Annotated in this window: 24 protein-coding genes; 2 read left to right on the top strand and 22 right to left on the bottom strand. The window is 72.1% G+C overall.

What is annotated here, in order from left to right; genetic code table 11:
• Positions 1-138: 138 nt before the first annotated feature.
• Complete coding sequence (locus ACFYXE_RS06410; protein ID WP_389309280.1) at positions 139-777, top strand: peptidoglycan DD-metalloendopeptidase family protein; 639 nt, start codon at positions 139-141, stop codon at positions 775-777.
• On the opposite strand, the gene ACFYXE_RS06405 is transcribed toward ACFYXE_RS06410, so the two are convergent.
• From ACFYXE_RS06405 to ACFYXE_RS06325, 17 genes are all read right to left on the bottom strand, one after another.
• Positions 731-1,288 carry a TetR/AcrR family transcriptional regulator gene (locus ACFYXE_RS06405; protein ID WP_389309278.1) on the bottom strand — a complete coding sequence of 186 codons (558 nt, stop codon included), beginning with the start codon at positions 1,286-1,288 and terminating at the stop codon, positions 731-733. The two genes, ACFYXE_RS06410 and ACFYXE_RS06405, sit on opposite strands and share 47 nt — an antisense overlap.
• Positions 1,289-1,392: 104 nt before the next feature.
• Entirely contained in the window at positions 1,393-2,235 is an 843-nt protein-coding gene (whiG, locus tag ACFYXE_RS06400; protein WP_361172492.1) for an RNA polymerase sigma factor WhiG, read from the bottom strand.
• Positions 2,236-2,597: 362 nt separating this feature from the next.
• Positions 2,598-3,767, bottom strand: a complete 1,170-nt coding sequence (gene dprA / locus ACFYXE_RS06395; protein ID WP_389309276.1) for a DNA-processing protein DprA — start codon at positions 3,765-3,767, stop codon at positions 2,598-2,600.
• The gene (locus ACFYXE_RS06390) at positions 3,764-5,383 is read right to left on the bottom strand and encodes a YifB family Mg chelatase-like AAA ATPase (RefSeq protein ID WP_389309274.1); all 1,620 of its coding nucleotides are present in this window, start codon (positions 5,381-5,383) and stop codon (positions 3,764-3,766) included. The genes dprA and ACFYXE_RS06390 overlap by 4 nt, the downstream gene beginning before the upstream one ends.
• Positions 5,383-5,790: a YraN family protein gene (locus ACFYXE_RS06385; RefSeq protein ID WP_389309272.1), complete on the bottom strand. Its 408-nt coding sequence runs from the start codon at positions 5,788-5,790 to the stop codon at positions 5,383-5,385. Before ACFYXE_RS06385 ends, ACFYXE_RS06390 begins: the two co-directional genes overlap by 1 nt.
• Positions 5,791-5,959: 169 nt before the next feature.
• Complete coding sequence (locus ACFYXE_RS06380) at positions 5,960-6,268, bottom strand: DUF2469 domain-containing protein (RefSeq protein ID WP_055510545.1); 309 nt, start codon at positions 6,266-6,268, stop codon at positions 5,960-5,962.
• Positions 6,269-6,323: 55 nt separating this feature from the next.
• On the bottom strand, positions 6,324-6,839 hold the full coding sequence (locus ACFYXE_RS06375; protein WP_389309270.1) for an NUDIX hydrolase: 516 nt from the start codon (positions 6,837-6,839) through the stop codon (positions 6,324-6,326).
• Positions 6,829-7,578: a signal peptidase I gene (gene lepB / locus ACFYXE_RS06370; protein ID WP_389309268.1), complete on the bottom strand. Its 750-nt coding sequence runs from the start codon at positions 7,576-7,578 to the stop codon at positions 6,829-6,831. The genes ACFYXE_RS06375 and lepB (ACFYXE_RS06370) overlap by 11 nt, the downstream gene beginning before the upstream one ends.
• An 80-nt stretch (positions 7,579-7,658) precedes the next feature.
• A complete protein-coding gene (lepB, locus tag ACFYXE_RS06365; RefSeq protein WP_389309266.1) occupies positions 7,659-8,639 on the bottom strand; it encodes a signal peptidase I in 981 nt (326 codons plus the stop codon).
• A complete protein-coding gene (lepB, locus tag ACFYXE_RS06360) occupies positions 8,524-9,609 on the bottom strand; it encodes a signal peptidase I (RefSeq protein ID WP_389309264.1) in 1,086 nt (361 codons plus the stop codon). Before lepB (ACFYXE_RS06360) ends, lepB (ACFYXE_RS06365) begins: the two co-directional genes overlap by 116 nt.
• Positions 9,602-10,321 carry a signal peptidase I gene (gene lepB / locus ACFYXE_RS06355; RefSeq protein ID WP_389309262.1) on the bottom strand — a complete coding sequence of 240 codons (720 nt, stop codon included), beginning with the start codon at positions 10,319-10,321 and terminating at the stop codon, positions 9,602-9,604. Before lepB (ACFYXE_RS06355) ends, lepB (ACFYXE_RS06360) begins: the two co-directional genes overlap by 8 nt.
• A 45-nt stretch (positions 10,322-10,366) precedes the next feature.
• Positions 10,367-10,717, bottom strand: coding sequence for a 50S ribosomal protein L19 (gene rplS / locus ACFYXE_RS06350; protein WP_030787595.1), 351 nt, complete (start codon positions 10,715-10,717; stop codon positions 10,367-10,369).
• A 169-nt stretch (positions 10,718-10,886) separates the two neighbouring features.
• A complete protein-coding gene (gene trmD / locus ACFYXE_RS06345; protein ID WP_389309259.1) occupies positions 10,887-11,708 on the bottom strand; it encodes a tRNA (guanosine(37)-N1)-methyltransferase TrmD in 822 nt (273 codons plus the stop codon).
• Positions 11,708-12,250 (bottom strand): ribosome maturation factor RimM, encoded by a 543-nt coding sequence (rimM, locus tag ACFYXE_RS06340; protein ID WP_389309257.1) that lies wholly within the window; start codon positions 12,248-12,250, stop codon positions 11,708-11,710. The genes trmD and rimM overlap by 1 nt, the downstream gene beginning before the upstream one ends.
• Before the next feature lie 93 nt (positions 12,251-12,343).
• Positions 12,344-12,583 (bottom strand): RNA-binding protein, encoded by a 240-nt coding sequence (locus tag ACFYXE_RS06335; RefSeq protein WP_014176063.1) that lies wholly within the window; start codon positions 12,581-12,583, stop codon positions 12,344-12,346.
• Between the two features lie 2 nt (positions 12,584-12,585).
• Complete coding sequence (rpsP, locus tag ACFYXE_RS06330) at positions 12,586-13,026, bottom strand: 30S ribosomal protein S16 (RefSeq protein ID WP_361172457.1); 441 nt, start codon at positions 13,024-13,026, stop codon at positions 12,586-12,588.
• Between the two features lie 190 nt (positions 13,027-13,216).
• Complete coding sequence (locus tag ACFYXE_RS06325) at positions 13,217-13,849, bottom strand: hypothetical protein (protein ID WP_389309255.1); 633 nt, start codon at positions 13,847-13,849, stop codon at positions 13,217-13,219.
• A gap of 446 nt (positions 13,850-14,295) precedes the next feature.
• Here ACFYXE_RS06325 and ACFYXE_RS06320 point away from each other — a divergent pair, with 446 nt between their 5' ends.
• Entirely contained in the window at positions 14,296-15,156 is an 861-nt protein-coding gene (locus ACFYXE_RS06320; RefSeq protein WP_389309253.1) for a class I SAM-dependent methyltransferase, read from the top strand.
• 45 nt (positions 15,157-15,201) lie between these two features.
• Here ACFYXE_RS06320 and ftsH read toward each other — a convergent pair whose 3' ends face one another.
• From ftsH to ACFYXE_RS06295, 5 genes are all read right to left on the bottom strand, one after another.
• Entirely contained in the window at positions 15,202-17,136 is a 1,935-nt protein-coding gene (gene ftsH / locus ACFYXE_RS06315) for an ATP-dependent zinc metalloprotease FtsH (protein ID WP_389309251.1), read from the bottom strand.
• A 115-nt stretch (positions 17,137-17,251) separates the two neighbouring features.
• The gene (gene ffh, locus ACFYXE_RS06310; RefSeq protein WP_361181650.1) at positions 17,252-18,805 is read right to left on the bottom strand and encodes a signal recognition particle protein; all 1,554 of its coding nucleotides are present in this window, start codon (positions 18,803-18,805) and stop codon (positions 17,252-17,254) included.
• A 760-nt stretch (positions 18,806-19,565) separates the two neighbouring features.
• Entirely contained in the window at positions 19,566-22,025 is a 2,460-nt protein-coding gene (locus tag ACFYXE_RS06305) for a [protein-PII] uridylyltransferase (RefSeq protein ID WP_389309249.1), read from the bottom strand.
• A 55-nt stretch (positions 22,026-22,080) separates the two neighbouring features.
• The gene (locus ACFYXE_RS06300) at positions 22,081-22,419 is read right to left on the bottom strand and encodes a P-II family nitrogen regulator (RefSeq protein ID WP_055698112.1); all 339 of its coding nucleotides are present in this window, start codon (positions 22,417-22,419) and stop codon (positions 22,081-22,083) included.
• Positions 22,416-23,795 (bottom strand): ammonium transporter, encoded by a 1,380-nt coding sequence (locus ACFYXE_RS06295; protein WP_389309246.1) that lies wholly within the window; start codon positions 23,793-23,795, stop codon positions 22,416-22,418. Before ACFYXE_RS06295 ends, ACFYXE_RS06300 begins: the two co-directional genes overlap by 4 nt.
• Between the last annotated feature and the right edge of the window lie 223 nt (positions 23,796-24,018).

Genomic DNA, 24,018 nt, shown 5'->3' with positions numbered 1-24,018 from the left:
GCCGGGGGCCCGTGCGCGGGCACGGCCCCCGGACGGCCCGGTCCACGAACGGGTGACGCCCCTGTCCACAACCGGCCGCCCGTCCACAGATCCGGTCCAAGATCCCCGCGGATCGCGTCGGCGCGGGACGGTTCCGTCATGCGCCTGGACCTGCTCCTGCCCCTGCTGGCGGCCCTGCTCACGACCGCCCCTCCCCCGCCCGCCACCACGCCCTCGGCCGCCTTCTGGCCGGTGGGCACCCGGCCCGAGGTGATTCGTGCCTGGACCCCGCCCCCGACCCCGTACGCGGCCGGTCACCGCGGCGTGGACCTCGCCGCCCCGCCGGGCAGCCCGGTGCGGGCGGTCGCGGCGGGCCGGATCGCCTTCGCGGGGCCGGTGGCGGGCCGGGGCGTGGTCGTGGTGGAGCTGGACGGCACGGGAGACCCCCCGCTGCGCACGACGTACGAGCCGGTGCGGGCGCCGCGCTCACTGGCGAAGGGCGACCGGGTCGCGGCGGGCGACCCGGTGGGCACCCTGGAATTCCCGGCGGGCCACTGCCCGGACAGCTGCCTGCACTGGGGCCTGCTGAGAGCCGGGACCTACCTGGATCCGCTGAGCCTGCTGCCCCCGTGGCTGCTGCACCGGGGACCGTCCCGCCTGCTGCCCGCACGCACCGCCACGGACAGCGACACCAGCGCCAGCGTCACCGCCACAGCCACCGAGATCGAGGGCACGGCGGACGGGCGGGAGCTCAGCCCCGTACGCCCCGCAGCGCCATGGCCACGGCCGCCTCGGTGATGGCGGTGGGCTCCTCGGCGGCGCCCAGCTCGATCCGCCGCACCGCCGCGTCCACGATCCCCTGGAGCAGCATCGCGGCCATCCGTGGCTGCTCGTGCCCGAGCTCGCCCAGGGCCTCGACGATCATCGCGATGAGCCCGCCGTGCGCAGCACGGATCTTCTCCCGCGCTCCCGCGTCGAGCTCGCTCGCGGAGATGGCGACCACGGCGCGGTGGCGCCGGTCGCCGACCAGGGCCAGCTGCCGCCGGACGTACGCCTCGACCTTGCCCTCGGCGGAGTCCGCGCCCTCCATCGCCGCCGACACCTCCGCGGCCCACACGGGAAAGTCGACCTCGCACAGCTCTTCCACCACGGCGGCCCGTGACCGGAAGTACTCATACACGGACGACCGGGCGAGCCCGGTGCGCTCGGCGAGGGCGGGGAAGGTCAGCGCCTCCGTCCCGCCTTCGGACAGCAGGGACCGCGCGGCGTCCAGCAGGGCGCCTCGCTGCATCGACCGGTGCTCGGCCACTGAGGCCGCTCGAATCCTTGGCACGGCTCCACTTTACGGACGGGACGCGGCGGACGGGAGCCGCTCCCCCGCCCGTGCCGTGAGGCAGGGACGATTCACCTCACTCAGCGGCCAAAACTCGCCAGCTTCGCGCGCAGCTGCAGCACGGACTTCGTGTGGATCTGGCTGACCCGGCTCTCGGTCACCCCGAGGACGTTGCCGATCTCGGCGAGCGTGAGGCCTTCGTAGTAGTAGAGGGTCACGACGGTCTTCTCACGCTCCGGCAGCGTGTTGATCGCCCGTGCGAGCAGCCTGCGCAGCTCTCGGTCCTCGGCGACCTCCACGGGATTGTCGGCCGCGTGGTCCTCGAGCGTGTCCATCAGGCTGAGCCGGTCGCCGCCGTCACCGCCGACGTGCAGCAGCTCCTCGAGCGCCACCACGTTCGCCAGGGACAACTGGCTGAAAACGGCGTGCAGTTCCTCCAGCGCGATCCCCATCTCGGCGGCGACCTCGCTCTCCGAGGGGGTCCGCCGCAGCTGCGCCTCCAGCGTGGCGTAGGCCCGCTCCACATTGCGCGCCTTCTGCCGCACGGAGCGGGGGATCCAGTCGAGCGCCCGCAGTTCGTCGATCATCGCGCCCCTGATGCGGGTGATCGCGTACGTCTCGAACTTGATGGACCGCTCGATGTCGAACTTCTCGATCGCGTCGATCAGGCCGAACACCCCGGAGGAGACGAAGTCGGCCTGCTCGACATTGGGCGGCAGCCCCACGCTCACGCGGCCCGCGACGTATTTCACCAACGGCGAGTAGTGCAGGATCAGCTGCTCCCGCAGCCGCCCGTCCCCCGTCTCCTTGTACGACCGCCACAGCTCGTCCAGCGACGAGGGCGCGGGGGGCCGCTCCCGCTCGCCGCTACGAGCGGCGGGGGGAACCGCTGCCCGGTCGGACCCTGAGGTGTGCTGGGGCATTCGTCGCCTTGAGCCGTTCTGCCGTGAACTGGTGGGGTCGCGTGGTGGGGGGACGTCGCGTGAGTCGGGGAGGTCGCGCGAGCCGGGGGAATGGCCGGTATCGCTCGCGCCGGTGCGATGAAGAGCGTGCGTGGGGTGAATGAGGTAGTCCGTCTGGTTGCCTGTCCGCGTCGGAATCCTTGTGAGCGTAGCGTGACTGAAGTGTCGCAGTGTGCGAAGAGTATGGGATCGCGCGTGCGCAGATACGTTCCGCTGGACGCCTCAAGGAGTCAGACCGGTCGCTCTGCGTGACGGCGCTGACGTATCAACTGCCCGATTTCCCAAGGTCGTCGGGGGTCATCCGTCCGGCGGAACACGCTCGGTCACCATTCGTCCGCACCGGCAAAGTCGGGTGGCAACGCCTGGCGTGTCAACTGCCAGCCATCGCCGTGTCGTTCGACGAACCCCAACGATTGAAGTTCGTACAGTCGCCCTACCGCATCGTCCACGGTCGTGCCTGCCCCGATCGCGACATCCCCGGGCGCCGCGCGCCCCCGCGCGGGCAGAGCCGCAAGGACCCGCTGCACGCCCGGAGTGAGCAGGTCACGCGGCACGACGGGCCCCCGCCGGGCCGGGGCGAGCTCCCCCATGTCGCCGACCAGCTCGACGATTTCGGCGGCGTCCGTCACCAGGACGCCGTCCCCCCGCAGCAGTTCGTGCACGCCCGCGGAGAGTGCGCTGGTCGCGGGCCCCGGGACCCCCATGGTGAAGCGCCCCAACTCGCGCGCGCCGCGTGCCGTGGCCAGCGCCCCACTGCGGTAGGCGGCCTCGACGACGACCGTCCCCCGGGTCAGGGCGGCGATCAGTCGGTTGCGCAGGATGAACCGGCTCGGCGTCGGATGATCGCCCGGCGGCAACTCTCCGACCACCAGACCCTGTTCCGCGATCCGCCCGATCAGCTCGGCGTGGCCGCGCGGATAGGACTGGTCGATCCCGCAGGCCAGCACCGCCACGGTGGCACCCCCGGAACCCAGCGCCCCGCGGTGCGCGGCCCCGTCCACGCCGTACGCCCCGCCGGAGACCACCACCCAGCCGCGCTCCGCGAGACCCGCGGCGACGGTGGCCGCCATGTGCGCGCCGTACTGGGTGCAGGCCCGCGCCCCGACGACGGCCACCGACCGCAGCGCCCACATCCGCAAGGAGGGCCTGCCCCGCACCCAGAGTCCGACCGGCCGTGCGTCCCCCAGATCGTCCAAGGTCACCGGCCACTCCGCGTCCCCGGGGCACACGAACCTCGCCCCGACGTCCTCCGCCGCCGCCAGGTCCCGCTCGGGCCGCGCGGTGGCCGCCCGCCCCCGCAGCCCCTCCCAGCGGCGCGGGCTCACCCCCGGCAGCCGCTCCTCCTCCGTACCGAGCCGCCGCAGCACCTCGGCCGCCCCGACCTCACGCAACCAGCGTCCGCCGACCGCGTCCCCCGGCTCGAGGACGCGCGTCAGGGCGACCCGGGCGAGCCGCTCCTCCTCGCGCGAGGAGGCGGTGGGCCCGGCGCTCACGTCACCGCCCCGATCGCCATGGGCACACCGCGCGCGATGCCCGTGCGCAGTTGCAGCGCCAGGGCGACGTCCTGCGTGGACGGCCGGTCGCGCCCGGCGAGATCCGCGACGGTCCAGGCCACCCGCAGGACGCGGTCCAGGCCACGGGCGGTCAGGAAGCCCCGCTCCAGGTCCAGCTCGGCCGCGTCCAGCGCGCCGGGGGACGCGGGCCAGCGGGTGCGCAGGGCGTGGCCGGGGACTTCGCTGTTGGTCCGCCAGCCGGTGCCGGACAGCCGGGCGGCCGCTCGCTCCCGCGCCGCGCGGACCCGGTCGGCAACGGTCCGGGTGGACTCCCCGGGCGTGCCGTACCCGGCGAGCTCGGAGCGGGTGACGGGCTCCACCTCCACCTTCAGGTCGACCCGGTCGAGCAGCGGGCCCGAGAGGCGGGCCTGATAGCGGCGGATGACGGAGGCCGGGCACTCGCAGCCGTCGCCGAGGAGGGTGTGCCGGCCGCACGGGCAGGGGTTCGCGGCGAGCACCATCAGGAACTTCGCGGGCAGCCGCACCACCCCCGCGCTGCGGGCGATCACCACGTGCCCCGATTCGAGGGGCTGGCGCAGGGAGTCCAGGGTCTGGGTGCTGAACTCCGGCGCCTCGTCCAGGAAGAGGACCCCGCGGTGGGCGAGCGACACGGCGCCGGGGCGGGCGATCCCCTTGCCGCCGCCGACGAGCGACTGCATGGTCGCGGAGTGGTGGGGCGCGCAGTAGGGCGCGATGTCCACCAGTGGCTTTCCCGGGGGCAGCATGCCCGCCACCGAGTGGACGGCCGTCACCTCCAGGGACTCCTCCCTGGTCAACCGGGGCAGGACGGCGGGCAGCCGCTCGGCGAGCATGGTCTTGCCCGCCCCCGGCGGGCCCTGCAGGAAGAGGTGGTGGGCGCCCGCCGCGGCGACCTCCACGGCGGTCCTGGCCGACAGCTGTCCGACGACGTCCGCCAGGTCCAGGCCGTACGTGTCGTCCACCGCGCCCGCGAGGCCCGTGCCGACGCCGGTCCCCGGGACGCAGAGCCCCGCGAGCATCGGGTCGGGCCGCCCCGGCTCGTCCGGCTCCTCCTCGGGTACCGGCTCGTCGGTGAGCACCGCGATGAGCTGGCGCAGGCTGCGCACCCCGAGGACCGAGACGCCCGGCACCAGCGAGGCCTCCGCGGCCGTGCACTCGGGGACGACCACCTGCTCGTACCCCGCGTCGGCCGCGGCGAGGACCGCTGGGAGCACCCCGCGCACCGGCCGCACCCGGCCGTCGAGCCCCAGCTCTCCGATCATCACGATGTCGGAGAGGACCCGGGGGTCGATCCGCTCGGCGGCCCCGAGGACCGCGCAGGCGACCGCGAGGTCGAATCCGCTGCCGCCCTTGGGCACCGACGCGGGGCTGAGCCCGACCGTGAGCTTCTTCTGGGGCCATTCGCCGCCCGAATTGACCACGGCGGCCCTGACCCGGTCGCGGCTCTCCGTCAGGCTCTTGTCCGGCAGCCCCACCAGCGTGAACGCCGCCACGCCGGGCTCCAGGTCGGCCTGCACCTCGACGACGACGCCCTCGACGCCGACCAGGGCCACGGAACACGTGCGCGCGAACCCCATCAGGCCACCCCCCGCGCATGCTCGACCACGGGGGTGCCGCGGCGCGGGACCAGGACGCCGACCAGGTCGATCCTGACCCCGCCCGGCGGTGGGCCGCCGCGCTCCTCGATCCAGCGCTCGGCCAGTCTGCGCAGCCGCTCCGCCTTGGTCCGGCCCACGGCCGCCATCGGATGCTCGAAGGGCACGGCCCCGGACCGGGCCGCCCTGCGTGTCTTGACCTCGCAGACGACGAGCGCCTCGCCGTCCATGGCCACGATGTCGATCTCACCGGTGCGGCCCGCGCGCCAATTGCGCTCCAGGACCGTCATGCCCGATGCGACCAGCCGTCGCGCCGCCAGATCTTCGCCGTACCTGCCGAGTGCTCCCCGTGCGTTCATGTCGGCACCACCTCCGACACCCACGGTCACGGTTCAGCGCGCACCTATTGGATCTTGGTGCACTACTCGCCGGTTGTGGATAACCCGGCCACCCCGTCGAGTGAACCGCAGGGTCAGCGAGTCCCACGACCCGGCAGGCGCCGGAGACCTCGCAGACCCCGCAGGCCCAGCAGACCCCGCAGACCCCGCAGGCTCCCGCTCAGCTGCTCGGCAGCTCAAGATCGCTCTTGTTGAGCTCCTCGATGTTCACGTCCTTGAACGTGAGCACGCGCACCTGCTTGACGAACCGCGCGGGCCGGTACATGTCCCACACCCAGGCGTCCGCCATCGAGACCTCGAAGAAGACCTCGCCCTGGACCGAGTGCACCTGCATCTCGTAGTCGTTGGTGAGGTAGAAACGCCGCTCGGTCTCGATCACGTATTTGAACAGACCGACGACGTCGCGGTACTCCCGGTAGAGCTTCAGCTCCATCTCGGTCTCGTACTTCTCGAGGTCCTCGGCGCTCATGGCATGTTCCCCTTCAGCCGTGCGTCCCCCTATTGTGCGTCAGCCCCGCGAGCCCCTACACGATTTCCGTGTCGAGGTTCTCGGGCCGCTCCGGGGGCCCCTCGTCGAGCAGTCTGCGAAACAGCCCGGCGAGTCTGGTCGGATACACCGTCTCATGAGCCTCGGTCAGTTCTCGGCACGTCCACCAACGCGCTCCCGCGACGCTGCGCCTTTCCAGCTCCGTGAAGCCCTCGGTGACCGTCGCGGTCTGCGTCGTACGGGCCAGGTAGTACCACTCGTCCTGGTCCCAGCGGCGCCCGTCGAAGGGGAACGAGCAGACCCGCCGCCACAGGACGGGACCCAGGTCGACCTCTGTGATGCCGGTCTCCTCGCGCAGCTCGCGCAGCGCCGTCTGCTCCCGCGTCTCGTCGCCCTCCACCCCGCCGCCCGGGGTGAACCACCAGTCGTCCTTCGGATCGCCCGGCTCGTGGCCGTGCAGCAGGAGGACGCGGTCGCCGGGATCGAGCAGGATCACCCGCGCCACCTTGCGCAGCGGCCCGCCCGACAAGGCCGGCGTGTCCTCAGCCGACACGGGCGGCCTCCCGCGCCCGGCCCCTGCCGCGGCCCAGCCGCTTGGCCACCGGGCCGTACGCCGCGCCGCCCAGGACGAGGACCATGCCGACCACGACCGCGATCACCATCAGGCGCAGCGGGCCGGGCTCGGAGATGCCGCCCGGCATGTCCGCGAAGCCCGTGGGCTCGGCCAGCATGCCGAACTTGTCCATCGGCCAGGCCACCGCGTCCACCCGTGCCTGCACGGCGTCGCGCGGCACCGAGCCGTGTTCCCCGTCGCCCAGGTGCACGCTGGAGTCCAGCGAGCCGCTGCGCTCGTCGCCGAGGAGGAAGAGGCGGCCCTTGGGGACGGTCGTGGCCGGGATGCCGGTGGCCGCGGCGCCCTTGCCCGCGGGGAGATACGGTTCTGCGACTTCCTTGCCGTTGACCGTCAGCTTGCCGTCCTTGCAGCAGGCGATGTGGTCGCCGCCTATGCCCACGACACGCTTGACCATCGGCAGGTCGCCCCAGGTCGACTGCTTGAAGACCACGACGTCACCGCGGCGCACGTCGTCGCCGTCGATCCGCTGGGCGAGCACCCGGTCGCCCGCGCCGATCGTCGGCGTCATCGACCCGGTGGGCACGGTGTAGGGCTGGTACTGGACGGCACCCCAGGCGAACCCGCCGAGGAAGAGCACACAGCCGAGGGCCACGGCGACGCCCGACAGCACGCTGCCGAGCCGTCCGCGGCCCTCGTCCGTACGTTGTGTCCTGCTCATCCCGGTGCTCTCCCGTCTCGGCGACGACCCCGCCGCCCGGGTGTGCGGGCGGCGGAAGATCGGCGATCTGGGACGGCACCCTACCCGGCGGTACTGCCGCCAGAAACCCTCGCGTTCCGAGCGGCGGCCACCGTGAGGCGGCGTCGGCGCCACAGCACGATCGGCACCGCACCCGCGAGTCCGAGGGCGCCCGGCGCCGCGCTGGAGAGCGCGTTGATGCCGGGCTGGTCGAAGGTGTCGGGCTTGGGCAGCGTCGCCCAGCGGGTGGGCGGCCAGGCGATCACGATCGCGCGGCCCACGACGTTGTCCACGGGGACGGCGCCGCCGCCGGGCTGGTTCTGGTGGTAGCGGGAGTCCAGCGAGTTCTGCCGGTGGTCACCCATGACCCAGATTTTGCCCTTGGGCACGGTCACCTTGAACTGACCGCCCTGGTCGTCGACGCTGCAGGGGGTGTTCCCGGCGAAGACGTACGGCTCGTTCAGCGCCTTGCCGTTGACCTTCACCGGGCCCGTGCCCTTGCACTCGACGGTGTCGCCGCCGACGCCGATGACGCGCTTGATGAGGTCCTTCTCGTCGGCGGACGGCATCAGGCCGACCCAGCCGAGGACCCGCTGGATCGCGTTCGGGTCGGGCGTGGGCTCGCCGTCCAGCCAGTGGCCGGGGTCCTTGAAGACGACGACCTCGCCGCGCTCGGGCTCGGAACCGAACCACGGCGTCAGCTTGTCGACGAGGACGCGGTCGCCCTGCTGCAGCGTGTTCTGCATCGAGTCCGACGGGATCGAGAACGCCTGGACCAGGAAGGTCTTGATGACCAGGGCCAGCACGAGCGCGATGCCGATGAGGAGCGGAAGCTCCTTCCAGAAGGACCGGGGCTTCTTCGGCTCCTTGGCGTCCTGGACGCGCGTCGCGCCGTCGCCGCCGTGGCCGTCGCCGCCGTCCGCGGTGTCACTCACGGGGGCCGCACCGTCCGTGACGGCGTCGCCACCCGGCTCGTCGGATCGTCCCGGTCGCTCCTCGGGCCCCTCGTGTCCGGATCGTGCGCCGACCGCCAAATCCCCCACATCCACTCCTCAGTCCGTGCCGCCGCCTGCCCCAGATGCGATGCAGGCCCACCACTCCCATAACGAGCGGGAGTTCCGCAGGGGTCGGGAGCCGGATCAATCCGTATCGATCGTCGGCGACCACCCTATGCGACGCTCGTGTGGCGTTGTCCGATCCCGCACGCGCGTCGGGAACTGCCGCATACGTGTCCGGAGCCTCCAGTTTGCGCCAGTGGCCGAAGGGCCAGGCGATCACCATCGCGCGCCCCACCACCTGGTCCTCGGAGACCGTGCCGCTGAACTTCTCGGTGCGGTGGAACCGGGAGTCGGCCGAGTCGCTGCGGTGGTCGCCCATCACGAAGAGGCGCCCCTCGGGCACCTTCACGGTGAACGCGAAGGCGGAGGGCTTGTCCCCGGGATGGATGTAGGGCTCGTCCAGCGGTACGCCGTTGACGGTGACCTTGTCGTTCTTGTCGCAGCACTTCACCGTGTCGCCGCCGACACCGATGACGCGTTTGATCAGGTCCCGTTCGTTGTCGGAGGGCAGCAGACCGATCTGGGTCAGGCCCTCCTTGAGCTGCTTGACGACGACCGGGTCGTCCTTCTTCTTGCCCTGCTCCTCTTCGAGCCAGTTCCCGGGGTCCTTGAAGACGACGACGTCGCCGCGGGACGGCTTCGAGCCGAACCAGGGGGTGAGCTTGTCGACCAGGACCCGGTCGCCGATCCGGATCGTCTGCTCCATGGAACCCGACGGGATCACGAAGGCCTGCACCAGGAAGGTCTTCAGGACGAGGGCTATCAGCAGCGCCACGCCTATCAGGAGCGGTATCTCCTTGATCGCCGAGCGTCGTCGGCGCCGCTTGACCTTCCGCGCCAGCTTGCGCCGGTCGGCCCGCCCCGGCAGCACGGGGCCGTCGGTGGGCCGCGACCCGGTGGGCAGCCGGGTGTCGGAGCGGTGGCCGGCGGCTCGCGTCCGCCCGCGGTTACCCATGCGCTCCGCCCGGGGCCGGCACGCGCGCGTAGCCGTCGGGGCGCTCCAGGGACGTCCAGCGGCCGACCGGCCAGGCGATCCAGTCGGCCCTGCCGATGACCTCGTCCACGGGGATCATGCCGCCGCCGGGCTCGCCGAGGTGGTCGCGGGAGTCCCGGGAGTCGCTGCGGTGGTCGCCGAGCAGGAACAGGCTGTCGTCGGGGACCACCACGTCGAAGGGGACCTGGGAGGGGGTGTCCCCCGGGAACAGGAACGGCTCGTCGACGGGCTCGCCGTTCACCTTGATCCTCCCCCGCTTGTCGCAGCAGACCACCCGGTCCCCGCCCGTGCCCACGACCCGCTTGATGTAGTCGGCGTCCCCGAAGTAGCCGCTGCCGTCGAAGACGACCGCGTCCCCCCGCTGCGGCTCGGAACCGAAACGGTACGCCAACTTGTTGACGAGTACCCGGTCCCCGGAGCGGAACGCGGGCTGCATGGAGCCGCTCGGGATCTGGAAGGGCTGCACGAGGAAGGTGCTGACGACGAGCAGTGCCGCGAGGAGGACGAGGCAGGTGAGGGTGAGCCTGCCGCCCGGCAGCCAGTCGACCACGGACGCAAAAACGGAGCGCGACCGTTCCTCCGCCTCCTCGGACTCGGCGACGTGCGGGACGTCGGCGGAGCCGGAGGGTGGGGAGGAGCGGTCGCGCTCCGTGTGCTGTGCTTCGGTGTCCATCGGGGCCAGATGTTATCCGGCCCCGCTGTGGACCCGCGCAGGAGCTCAGTTGTCGCGCTTCTCCTTGATCTTCGCGGCCTTGCCGCGCAGGTCACGGAGGTAGTACAGCTTCGCGCGACGCACGTCACCGCGGGTGACGAGCTCGATCTTCTCGACGATCGGGGTGTGCACCGGGAAGGTGCGCTCGACGCCGACGGAGAAGGAGACCTTGCGGACCGTGAAGGTCTCGCGCACGCCGGCACCCTGGCGGCGGATAACTACGCCCTTGAACTGCTGCACACGGGAGCGGTTGCCCTCGATGACGCGGACGTGGACGTTGACGGTGTCACCCGGGCGGAAGGCCGGGATGTCGCTGCGCAGCGACGCGCTGTCGACGGAGTCGAGCAGGTTAGCCATGATCGTCTGCTTTCTTCACTGATGCCACAGGTCATCAGCGGAACGTGGTGATGAGGATTCGGTAGCTGATCGCGTCGGGCGGGCGTCTTGACCCTCGCCGCTGACGCGGAGAGAAAGCTTCGGTCGATCCCCCTGTGGCAGGGGCGCACGCTGGACGTACAGCAGCGGTCTATTCTTCCACGGCTTCGGGGTCTGGCCCAAATCGGCCGTCGGGCCCCGGCCGCCACCCCAGGATCGAGAGCATCTCGCGGTCCTTCTTGTCGAAGACCGCGGGGTCGCAACGCTCGATGAGATCGGGCCTGTTGCGGGTGGTGCGGCGCAGCGCCTCGTCCCTGCGCCAGCGCGCGATCTTGCCGTGGTGGCCGCTGACCAGGACGTCGGGGATGCCGTGTCCGCGCCACTGGGGAGGCTTGGTGTACACCGGGCCCTCCAGGAGGTTGGCCATGGCGCCGGGCGCGAAGGAGTCGTCCTGGTGCGACTCGGCGTTGCCGAGGACCCCGGGCAGGAGCCGGGCCACCGCCTCGGTGACGACCAGGACGGCGGCTTCCCCGCCCGCGAGGACGTAGTCCCCGATGGAGACCTCGTAGACGGGCATGCGGGTCGCGTACTCGTCCGTGACGCGGCGGTCGATGCCCTCGTAGCGCGCGGGCGTGAAGACCAGCCAGGGGCGCTCGGAGAGCTCGACGGCCAGTTCCTGGGTGAAGGGGCGGCCGCTGGGCGTGGGGACGACCAGGACGGGCCCGTGGGCCCCCGCCTCGTACCCCTCGGCGAGCACGTCGTCGAGGGCCGCGCCCCAGGGCTCGGTCTTCATGACCATGCCGGGGCCGCCGCCGTAGGGGGTGTCGTCGACCGTGTTGTGCCGGTCGTACGTCCACTCCCTGAGGTCGTGCACCTGGACGTCGAGCTGCCCACGCGCGCGTGCCTTGCCCACGAGGGAGACGTTCAGGGGGTCCAGGTACTCGGGGAAGATCGTGACGACGTCGAGCCGCATTACGCCTCGTCCCGCGTGGAGGCGATCTCGGCGCGGTCGTCGATCAGGCCCGGCGGGGGGTCGATGACGGCCTTCTGCTCGGCCAGGTCGATCTCGACGACGATCTCCTCGACGAAGGGGATCATCACCTCGCTGCCGTCGGCCCGCTCCACGATGAAGAGGTCCTGCGAGGGCAGGTGCGAGATCTCGGTGATCCGGCCGACCTCGGTGCCGTCCTTCAGGACCACGTCGAGGTCCATGAGCTGGTGGTCGTAGAACTCGTCCTCTTCCTCGGGGAGCTCTTCCGGGTCCACCTCGGCGATCAGGATCGTGTTGCGCAGCGCCTCGGCGCCCGTGCGGTCGCGCACGCCCTCGAAGCGCAGCAGCAGACGGCCGCTGTGCACCCGGCCGGACTCGATGGTCAGCGGGCCCACGGACGCGGGGTCCGTGGCGAGGACGGCGCCGGGACCGAGCCGCAGCTCCGGCTCGTCGGTGCGGACCTCGACGGTGACCTCACCCTTGATCCCGTGCGCACGGCCGATGCGGGCGACTACCAACTGCACTGCGTTTCTCCTCATTGACGACTACGGGCCGGGGAAGGCCCTTGAGCCCTCCCCGGCCCGTGCCGGTGCTGCTGTGGTTCGTACGAACCCGGTTCAGCGAACCTGGTCCACGTCGACGAGGTCGACGCGGACGCCGCGGCCACCGATGGCTCCCACGACGGTGCGCAGAGCGCGCGCGGTGCGGCCGTTGCGGCCGATCACCTTGCCGAGGTCGTCGGGGTGGACCCGGACCTCGAGTACGCGCCCGCGGCGCAGGTTGCGCGAGGCGACCTGCACGTCGTCGGGGTTGTCGACGATGCCCTTCACGAGGTGCTCGAGAGCCTCCTCGAGCATGCTCAGGCCTCGGTCGACTCGGTGGACGTGGCCGCCTCGGCCTCGTCCGCCTTCTTGTCAGCCTTCTTGGCCTTCTGGGTGATGGCCTCGCCCTTGGCGTCGTCGCCCTCGAGACCCTTGGTGAAGGCCTCGAACGCGGCGCGCTTGTCCTTGGGCTCGGCGACGAGCAGCGGCGCCGGGGCCGGCAGGCCCTTGTGCTTCTGCCAGTCACCGGTGAGCTTCAGGATGGCCATGACCGGCTCGGTCGGCTGGGCGCCGACGGACAGCCAGTACTGGGCACGCTCCGAGTCGACCTCGATGCGCGAGGGGTTCTGCACCGGGTGGTACAGGCCGATCTCCTCGATGGCCCGGCCGTCACGGCGGGTACGGGAGTCGGCGACGACGATGCGGTAGTGAGGCGAACGGATCTTGCCCAGACGCTTCAGCTTGATCTTGACTGCCACGGGAGTGGTGTCTCCTGGTCTTGACGTGGGTGGGCACAACAGTGATGCCGCGTGGGGTTGCGGTACTCGAGTGCCCGATGGACGCGTCAGCCGGAGGAGAGAGGGGTCCTGTGCGACTGTCGAGTACAGCTAGCCATTGTGCCATACGTCGGCGGGGCGCCCGCACCCGGTCCGGGCGCCCCGGTCCAGCTCAGCCCACGCCCACGCCCACCACTTCCGGGATCCGGAACGGCTTTCCGCAGCCGCCGCACATGATCGGCGCCTGGGCGAGCACGGAGGGCACGACGCGGACGTTCCGTCCGCAGTCGCAGACGGCCTTCACGCGCACGCCGCCCCCAGAGGAGCCGTGCCGGGCGGCAGGTCCCCGGAAGCTGCGTGCGGTGTCGGCCGTCGTCGCCGCGGTGTGCGCCTTCAGGGCGCGCTGCAGGCGGTCGATCGTCGGGCGGTAGCGCTTCTTCGCCTCTGGGTTGAGTGTGACCAGCGAGAAGCCGCTGCTCGGGTGCGGCTCCTCGGGGTGGTCCAGACCCAGCTCCTCGGCGATCGCGAGGAATCTGCGGTTGTGGTATCGGCCGGCACGTGAGGTGTCGCGTACGCCGCGCGAGGCGGCGATGCCATGGACTGCCTCGTGAAGCAGTCGCTCGAAGGAGAGCTCGGCGCCGCAGGCGGACGACGACTCTCCGATCAGGGATTCGGGCGCGGCAAGGTCGGGCAGCTCGGGGTGGTGCCGCTGAATATCGGCCCACGCCTGTGCCAGCTCTGCGGCGAGAACAGGTGGTGTCGTGCTCACGTCGTGACAACGAGCCGGGTGCCCCGGGGGTTCCATTCCGGGGCATCTCAAATAATTTGCACGTACCCGTCAGTTGCCGTTGATGCGTCCGGACGAGGGCGGGTGCGCTGATCTGCGGAGAAGCCTCACAGCTCGCACCAAGCCGGTACGTAGTGGCGCGTACGCCCCAGCGCGTAGGACAACTCCTCGCGCCGGGGCTCGTGTTGCCGGAGCGGGCGTACGGGCCGCGCACCGGTGCGCCGGTTGCGGAGCCGCGCGCCTCAGGAGGAGCGGGCCACGACAGCGACGTTACCCGGGGTCCCGTCGGCGTCCGGCACCGCCCCGCCCCCGGTGGCACGCAAGCCGTGGCCCACAACCCCTGGACGCCACGACGGATGCGCAGTTCCCTGGCATACGGGGGGAGTGCGAGCGCACTGCACGGGGGCGGACGAACCGTTGAATTCCGGCACGGCACTAACTCTCGTTGGATTGGGGCGCTTTCGATGACACCAACACTCGTGCAGTCGCACCACCGCCACGCGGGCACGTCGCCCCGTGTGGACCTGTGTGCACGCGCGCGTGACTGGGCGGAGATCCAGGAACGGATGCTGGTCCCGCTCTATGAAGCGGTGTACGAACGACTCGAAGTGGGACGGCACACCCGGCTCCTCGGCCTCGGCTGCGGCTCCGGTCTCGCACTGCTGATGGCGACCTCGCGGGGCGCCGTGGTCACGGGCGTCGACCCGTCGCAGCCCGAGCGGCTCGCGCTGGCGCGGGAGCGGCTGCTGTCGCACGCCACGGGGAGCTCACGCGCGCGCGGCGACGCCCGGCTCGTGGAGGGCGGCCCCGCGGACGCGGCGGACCCGGACCGGCCCGCGTACGACCTGATCACCGCGTTCCAGCCGATCGGCTGCACGGCGGGTGACTCCGAAGGGCTGTCGGGGCTGCTGGAGGCGGCGGCCCCGCTCGCCGGGCGCGGCACCCCGGTGGTGCTCGCGGGCTGGGGTCCTCCGGAGCGCTGCGCCACCTCCTCCGTGATGAGGGTGGCGACGAAGCTCGCCGACCCGCTGCGCAGCGCGGGCAGTTGGCGCCCCGCGCTGCGGGACGACCTGGAGGAGGTCGCCCACCGGGCCGGTCTGAGGCCGGACGGCTCGGGCCGGGTCGCCTGCCCCTTCGGGTACGCGGACGTGGAGAGCGCGGCCCGCGGACTGCTGTCGACGGGGCTGTTCGACGCGGCGGTCCGGGCGACGGACCCGGTGCAGGTCGACAAGGAGCTGACGGAGGCACTGCATCCGCATCGGCGCAGGGACGGGACGGTGTGGATGCCGAACGTCTTCCGCTACCTGATCGCGCGTACTCCGTAGGGACACGTCCTCCGTGGCACCGCGTCCTCCGCCGGGGCGGCGGGCTCAGCCTTCCTTGGTCATCCGCGTGATGCCCGCCACCCGGTAGGCGGTGGCCTCTTCCAGGGTCTCGTTCTCCAGCAGGGCGGCGGCCAGGGCGTCCAGCTGGTCCCGGTGGTCGCGCAGCTGTCGGCAGGCGCTCTCGTAGCACTCGTCGACGATCCGGCGCATCTCGCCGTCGATGGCGTCGAGGGTCTCCGGGGCCGCCGCGAGACCGTAGGCCTGCTGGGCGTCGTTCGGGAGGGCCGACAGCCGGCCCACCCGCTCGCTCATGCCCCAGCGGCCGACCATGCCGCGCGCGATGTTGGTGACCTGCTCCAGGTCGTTCTCGGCGCCGGTGGTGATGACTCCGTAGACGACGTGTTCGGCGGCCATGCCGCCCAGGGCGCCGATGATGCGCCCCCGGAGGTACTCCTCGGTGTAGGCGTACTTGTCGGAGTCCGGGGTCGAGAGGGTGACGCCGAGGGCGCGTCCGCGCGGCACGATGGTGATCTTGCGGACCGGGTCGGCGCCGGGCTGCAGCATGCCGAGGAGGGCATGCCCGCTCTCGTGGTACGCGGTGCGCCTGCGCTCCTCCTCGGGCATGACGAGCGGGCGTTCGGCGCCGAGCTGCACCTTCTCCATGGCCTCGGAGAGGTCGGACTGCGTGACCGTCTTCTGCTGGCGCTTGACGGCGATGAGGGCGGCCTCGTTGGCGAGGTTGGCGAGCTCGGCGCCGGTCATGCCCGGTGTCGTACGGGCGACCTGGGCGAGGTCGACGTCGTCGGCCAGCGGGATGGACCTCGTGTGGATCTTGAGGATGGCCTCGCGGCCGCCGCGGTCGGGCGGCGAGACGTTGACGACGCGGTCGAACCGGCCCGGCCGGGTCAGCGCCGGGTCGAGGATGTCGGCGCGGTTGGTGGCGGCGAGCACGATGACGCCCTCGGCGCCCGAGAAGCCGTCCATCTCGGTGAGGATCTGGTTCAGCGTCTGCTCGCGCTCGTCGTGGCCGCCCATCCCGCTGCCGCCGCCCCGCGCGCGCCCGATGGTGTCGATCTCGTCGATGAAGATGATCGACGGCGCGACCTTGCGGGCCTCGGCGAAGAGCTCCCGTACGCGGGAGGCGCCCACGCCCACGATCATCTCGATGAACTCGGAGGCCGAGGCCGAGAAGAAGGGCACGCCCGCCTCGCCCGCCACGGCCCGCGCGAGCAGGGTCTTGCCGGTGCCGGGCGGGCCCGCGAGCAGCACGCCCCGCGGCATCTTGGCGCCCATCGCGCGGTAGGCGTCGGGGTTCTTCAGGAAGTCGACGACGTCGTTGAGCTCGCCCTCGACCTCGTCGATGCCCGCCACGTCCTCGAACGTGGTCCGCTTGGCCCCGGGCTCCAGCTCCACCGGCTTGGGCGGCGTCTTGCGGCCGAGCATGCCGCCCCCGCCGCCCATCCCCGCGCTCATCCGGCGGGCGATGAAGATCCACAGCACCACGAGCAGCAGCATCGGGGCGAGCGAGATCAGCAGGTTCGACAGGAAGCTGCGCTCCTGCACGACGGGCTCGGCCGTGACGGTGACGTCGTGCTTGGTCAGGTCGTCCCAGAGCTTGTCGTCGGCGAAGGCGGGCCGCTGCGTCGTGAACTTGGTGTACTTCCCCTTGTCGCCGTCCGGCTTGGACTGCTCCTTCTTGAGCTGGCCCTGGATCGCGTCGCCCTTGGCGTAGATCTTCGTGACGTTGCCGGCGTCGACCTGCTTGCTGAACTCGGTGTACGAGATCGTCGGCTCGTCGCCGTCGTTGAAGAAGGACAGCACGAGGTTGGCGATGAGGTAGACGATCAGAGCCGTCAGGATCAGGCTCCCCCAGCCGCCGGGCATCTTCTTCTTCGGCGGCGGCGTGGGGGCGGGCGGGGGCGCGCCCTCGGAGCGCCACGGCTGATCAGGCGCCTGGCGCGGCGGCACAGGGTTGCTCATATCCGGACGTTACGTCAGAAATGAAACCCGGGCACCTGCTCGGCCGCACCCCCGCAAACGCCTCGGGCGCCCCTCCGTGGAGGGGCGCCCGAGGCGCGTACGAGAGGGGCCGGACTCAGCCCATGAACTTCTTGAACTCGTCGGGCAGCTCGAAGTTCTTCCCGGCCTGGCCGCCCGGGAGGCCCAGGGCGCCGCCGGCCTGACCGGCCGCCTCGCGGCGCGCGGCCGCCTCCTGCTCCTCCTGCTTGCGCTTCATCGGGTTGCCCGACTTGCGCTTGCCCTTGGCCTGCTTCTGCTTCTTCTTCTGCTTGCCGGGGCCACCGCCCATGCCCGGAATCCCGGGCATGCCCGGCATGCCGCCGCCCTGGGCCATGCGGGACATCATCTTGCGGGCCTCGAAGAAGCGCTCGACCAGGTTCTTCACGGCGCTGACGTCGACGCCGGAGCCCTTGGCGATACGGGCACGGCGCGAGCCGTTGATGATCGACGCGTCGGCGCGCTCGGCGGGCGTCATCGACTTGATGATCGCGGCGGTGCGGTCGACGTCGCGCTCGTCGAGGTTGTTGATCTGGTCCTTGATCTGCCCCATGCCGGGCATCATGCCGAGCAGCTTGCTGATGCTGCCCATCTTCCTGACCTGCTCCATCTGGGCCAGGAAGTCGTCGAGCGTGAAGTCCTGGCCCTTCTTGGAGGCCAGCTTGGAGGCCATCTTCTCGGCCTCTTGCTGCGAGAAGGTCTGCTCGGCCTTCTCGATCAGCGTGAGCATGTCGCCCATGCCGAGGATGCGGGACGCCATGCGGTCCGGGTGGAACGCGTCGAACTCGTCCAGCTTCTCGCCGTTCGAGGCGAACATGATCTGGCGGCCGGTGACCTGCGCGATCGACAGGGCGGCACCACCGCGGGCGTCGCCGTCGAGCTTGGAGAGGACGACGCCGTCGAAGCCGACGCCGTCGCGGAACGCCTCGGCGGTGTTGACCGCGTCCTGACCGATCATGGCGTCGACGACGAAGAGCACCTCGTCGGGGCTGACGGCGTCGCGGATGTCCGCGGCCTGCTGCATCAGCTCCTGGTCGATGCCGAGGCGACCGGCGGTGTCGACGATGACGACGTCGAACTGCTTGGTCTTCGCGAACTCGATGGAGTCCTTGGCCACCTGGACCGGGTCGCCCACGCCGTTGCCCGGCTGGGGGGCGTAGACGCCGACGCCGGCGCGCTCGGCGACGACGCTCAGCTGATTGACGGCGTTCGGACGCTGGAGGTCACAGGCGACGAGCAGCGGCGCGTGGCCCTGCCCCTTCAGCCAGAGGCCGAGCTTGCCCGCGAGGGTCGTCTTACCGGCACCCTGCAGACCCGCCAGCATGATGACGGTCGGCCCGGTCTTGGCGAACCGCAGGCGCCGCGTCTCACCACCCAGAATGCCAATGAGCTCCTCATTGACGATCTTGATGACCTGCTGGGCGGGGTTGAGGGCCTGGGAGACCTCGGCGCCGGCCGCACGCTCCTTGACCTGCTTGATGAAGGCGCGGACGACGGGCAGGGCGACGTCCGCCTCGAGCAGGGCGATGCGGATCTCGCGGGCCGTGGCGTCGATGTCCGCCTCGGACAGGCGGCCCTTGCCCCGGAGGTTCTTGAATGTCGCTGCGAGGCGGTCGGAGAGAGTATCGAACACGGCGGTCGCGAATCCTCGGGTCGGGGGAAGGGGGACAGGTCGCCTTCCAGAGTATCGGTCGACGGGGGGTGGCTGGAGCTGTGGGCCGCACTTGGTCTGGCGGGGGCGCCCGGGCGGATCCACAAGCCCACCGCTGCGCGGTGGATCGGGGGGTGCTCGCCTCCCTCCGCCCACCGGCACGACCAGTCCCGCCGCTCCGCGGCGGATCGGGGGGGTGCTCGCCCTTCTTCGTCCGCCGGCAGAACCAGTTCCGCCGCTCCGCGGCGGATACCTCCCACCCACCCACCCGTTTGCCCTGCGCCGTTCGGCGGGAGTAGGGGCGGGTGAGTCCCGCTGGGCCGGAGGGGGCCGGGTGAGCCCCACCCTCGTCCCGGGCGGGGGCGGGTGGGTGGGGAACTCCCCCCACCTCTCCGGTCGAGGGGAACCTACGGACTCACCCTCACCCCTCCGGTCGAGGGGACTGATGGGCTCACTCCCGCCTCTCCGGTCGAGGGGACTGATGGGCTTACCCCCACCTCTCCGGTCGAGCGGGCGTGTCGGTGCTCCCTCGCCTCTCCGGTCGAGGGGACTCACGGAACAAGCCCCACCGGCCCGCACCCGCACACGAGACGCGAGGGGACGTGGGGGTATGTGCGCACGGAGCACCGAGCGCACAATGCCGTCTTTGTTCGTGCAGCGGGGCGCAGGGATAGCGAGTACGCACATACCCCCGCGGCCCCGCCCCACCCACCGAAGAGAAGGCGAACCCGCGCTCCCCGCGCTACCCCCGCAGAACCCCCTCCACCCCCCGAGCCACCTCCACCGCCGCATCCCCCTCCAGCGGCACCCCGTCCACCCCCGTCACATAAAACGCGTCCACCGCGTTCGACCCCAGCGTCGACACATGCGCACTGCGCACCACCACCCCCGCCTCCTCCAGCGCCCGCCCGATCCGATGCAGCAGCCCAGGCGCGTCCTGCGCCCGTACCTCGATCACCGTCGCGAGCCGCGAGGCCGTCGGAGCGACCGTCACCCGGGCCGGCGGCGCGACCGACCCCCGCCGCCGCGGATACGCCGCCTCCCGCTCCGCGAGCCGCGCCCCGATGTCCAGCGACCCGTCCAGCGCCCGCGCCAGATCCGCCCGCAGCCGCGCGGCCTGCGGCAGCGAACCGAACTCCGCGGCGACCCGCCAGCTCAGCAACAGCACCGGGCCCGCCCCCGCACCCCCCACCTCGGAGGACAGCTCCAGCCCCCGCAGCTCCGCGGCCCGCACCGTGAGCCGATGCACCGCCAGCACCCCGGCCACCGCCGCCAGCACCCCCGGCTGATCCGGCACGGCCACCGACAACTCGACCCCGAGCGCCTCCTCGGACTCCTCCACCCGCGCCCGCAGCGCCAGCACGGGCCCGCCCGTCCGGACCGCCTCCACCGCGAGCCGCTCCTGCTCCGCCGTAGGGGCCGCCGCCTCGTCCCCCGCCCCCGGCTCCGGCGCCTCCCCGGTGAGCACCGCGGCCACCCGCTTCACCAGGTCGGCGACCAGCGTGCCCCGCCACGCCGACCACGCCGCCGGCCCGGTGGCCAGCGCGTCCGCCTCGGTCAGCGCGTGCAGCAGTTCCAGCGTGCCCACGGAGCCCACCGCCTCGGCGACCCCCCGTACCGTCGCCGGGTCGTCGAGGTCCCGGCGGGTGGCGGTCTCCACCAGAAGCAGGTGGTGGCGGACCAGGCACGCGACGACCGCCACGTCGGCCCCCTCGAAGCCGATCCGCGCCGCGACGTCCCGGGCGATGATCTCCCCGGCGGCGGAGTGGTCGCCGGGCCAGCCCTTGCCGATGTCGTGCAGCAGCGCGGCGACCAGGAGCAGGTCGGGCCGCCCCACACGCCGGGTGAGGTCGGCGGCCCGTACCGCCGTCTCCACCAGGTGCCGGTCGACCGTCCAGGTGTGCACCGCGTTGCGCTGCGGCCGGCACCGCACCCGCTCCCAGTCGGGCAGCATCCGCGTGATGAGTCCCTCGGCCTCCAGCGCCTCCCACACCTCGACGGTGGGCCGCCCCGCACCGAGCAGCGTCACGAGCTGCTCGCGCGCCTCGGCGGGCCACGGCGTGGGCAGCGGCCGCGCGGCGGCGGCGAGCCGGCGGACCGCGTGCAGCGACAGCGGGAGGCCGGCCTGCGCGGCGGCCGCGGCGGCCCGCAGCGGCAGGACGGGGTCCCGTTCGGGGCGGGCCGCCCGGGCGAGCACGGCCTCCCCGTCCTGTTCGACGACCCCTTCGGCCAGCGGGGACCGCTCGGCGGCGGCCGCGCCCCTGCCGCCGCCCAGCATGGCCCGCAGCCGGGGCCGCACGGACCGCGCCCGCAGCACCCGCCCGACCTCGCGCCAGGTGACGTCGCCCGCGTACGAGACGACGCGCGCTGCCTCGTACACCTGGCGCAGCAGGGTGTCGGCGTCCAGCAGGCCGAGTCCGGCGGCGACCTGGTCCTGTTCCTGGAGGGCGAGGCGGTCGGTGGCCCGGCCGGTCGCCAGGTGCAGGGCGTCCCGCACGTCGAGGAGGCGCCTGCGGGCCTCGGCTAGACCCTCGCGCGGGGCGTCGGCGAGCCAGGACGCGGCGACGGCCCGCAGCGCGGTCGCGTCCCGCAGGCCGCCCCTGGCCTCCTTGAGGTCGGGTTCGAGGAGGTAGCTCAACTCGCCCTGGCGCTCGGCGCGTTCCTCGCACAGTTCGCGCAGTTCGGGCAGCCGCTTGGGAGCCTGGTTGCGCCAGTCCGCGAGGACGGTGGTGCGCAGCGCGGCGGTCAGGCCGAGGTCGCCGGCGATGTGGCGGGCGTCGAGGAGGCCGAGGTGGACCTTGAGGTCCTCGCCCGCGGTCGTGCGGGCCTCGGCGGGGGTGCGCACGGAGTGGTCGAGGGCGAGCCCGAGGTCCCAGACGGGGTACCAGAGGCGGTCGGCGAGCGCGGCGATCCCGGCGGGGTCCGCGGTCCCGTCGTGCAGGAGGAGAAGGTCCAGGTCGCTGCGGGGCGACAGCTCGCCGCGGCCGTAGCCGCCGACGGCGACGAGGGCGGCGCCCCGGGGCACGCCCGCGGTGCCGCCGCCCTCGAAGAGCCCGGTCAGCCAGGTGTCCGTGAGCTCGGCGAGGGCCGCACGGCGCGGCGGCCCGGACCGCGACTCCTCGTGGAGGAGCCGCAGCCGGGCCGCCGCGTAGCCGCTGGGTCCGGAGTCTTCCGCTTCGGTCGGTACGTCCACGCTCGTCACCCGGCAGCTCCTGTTCCGTCCCGCTCAGTTCCGTTCGGCCCCCCGGCCCGGCGACTCACAGCGCGTCGGGCCCGCGTTCTCCCGTGCGCACCCGGACCGCCGTGTCGACCGGGACGCTCCAGACCTTGCCGTCACCGATCTTGCCCGTGCGGGCCGCCTTCACCACGACCTCGAGGAGCTGTTCGGCGTCGTCGTCCTCGACGAGCACCTCGATGCGGATCTTCGGCACGAGGTCGACGGTGTACTCGGCGCCCCGGTAGACCTCGGTGTGGCCGCGCTGTCGCCCGTATCCGCTGGCCTCGGTGACCGTGAGGCCCTGGACGCCGAAGGCCTGCAGCGCTTCCTTGATCTCGTCGAGCCGGTGCGGCTTGACGACCGCGGTGATGAGCTTCATGCGTCCACCTTCTTGTTGTGCGGTCCCTTGGCGCGGTCACCGGCCGGTACGCCGTCCGTGCCCGGCGCGGGCACGGCCGCCGTCCGGGGGGCGGTGCCGCCGCCCGCGCCGCTGAAGTCGTAGGCCGTCTCGGCGTGCTCGACCTGGTCGATGCCGCCGACCTCGTCGTCCTCGTCGACCCGCATGCCGATGGTCCTGTCGATGAGCAGGGCCAGGATCGCGGAGGCCACCAGGGAGTACCCGAGGACGGCGCCGACCCCGGCGAGCTGCTTCCAGAGCTGGTCGAAGGTGTGGTCGCCGTAGAAGAGCCCGGCCGCGTCGGACTGGCCGCCGCCGGTGGCGAAGAAGCCGACGAGGACGGAGCCGACGACGCCGCCGACCAGGTGGACGCCGACGACGTCGAGGGAGTCGTCGTAGCCGAAGCGGAACTTGAGGCCGACGGCCATGGCGCAGAGCAGTCCGGCGACGGCGCCGATGGCGATGGCGCCGAGCGGCGAGCAGGAGCCGCCGGAGGGGGTGATGGCGACGAGGCCGGCGACGGCGCCGGAGGCCGCGCCGAGCGTGGTGAACGCGCCGTGGCGGAGCTTCTCGTAGAGGAGCCAGGCGAGCATGGCGGCGGCGGTGGCGATCTGGGTGTTGAGGAACATGAGCGCGCCGACGCCGTCGTCGTTGCCGAGCCAGGAGCCGGCGTTGAAGCCGAACCAGCCGAACCACAGCAGGGCCGCGCCGAGCATGACCAGCGGCAGCGAGTGCGGCCGCATCGGGTCCTTCTTGAAGCCGACGCGCTTGCCGATGACGAGGATCACGCCGAGCGCCGCGGCACCGGCGTTGATGTGCACGGCGGTGCCGCCGGCGAAGTCGATGACGCCGAGTTCGTAGGCCCAGCCGCCGGTCCCCCAGACCCAGTGGGCGACGGGGAAGTAGACGACGGTGGCCCACAGGGCGATGAACAGCGCCCAGGCGGTGAACTTCACGCGGTCCGCGAGGGCGCCGCTGATCAGCGCGGGGGTGATGATCGCGAACATCAGCTGGAAGACGGCGAAGACGTAGACCGGGATGGTGTAGCCGTCCCAGAGCTGGTTGATGCCGAGGCCGCTGAGCCCGACGTAGTCGCCCTCCCATCCGAAGAGGCTGCCGTGGTCGGTGCCGAAGGCGACGGAGAAGCCGTACAGCACCCACAGGATGGTGACGATCCCCAGGCTGATGAAGCTCATCATCAGCATGTTCAGGGTGCTCTTGACGCGGACCATGCCTCCGTAGAAGAAGGCGAGTCCCGGCGTCATGAGCATCACCAGGGCGGAGCAGATGAGCATGAACCCGGTGTTGGCGGCAGACAGCTCGGGGGCGTCTGCGGCGATCGTGATGCCTGGGGGCATCGGCGTCTCCTCGTCGTCGTATGCGGCCCGTGCGGGCGAAGCCTGTGCGGTGCCGAGGGGCCCCCGCTCGGGGAGCGCGGGGCGGTGGGCCGGTTGTGCGCCAGAGATTGGCGCAGCGCGGTTTCGGGGGGCGCCCCTCGGTGTTTCGCCGCAGTGACGAAGAGGTCGTACGTGTTACGCGGCCATGAACTGCCGGGTCACGCGGGGTGCGGTTTCCTCCCCT

Origin of the sequence: Streptomyces sp. NPDC002564 (assembly GCF_042889645.1) — a bacterium.
Lineage (GTDB): Bacteria > Actinomycetota > Actinomycetes > Streptomycetales > Streptomycetaceae > Streptomyces.
This window is presented reverse-complemented; position numbering and strand designations above follow the sequence as displayed.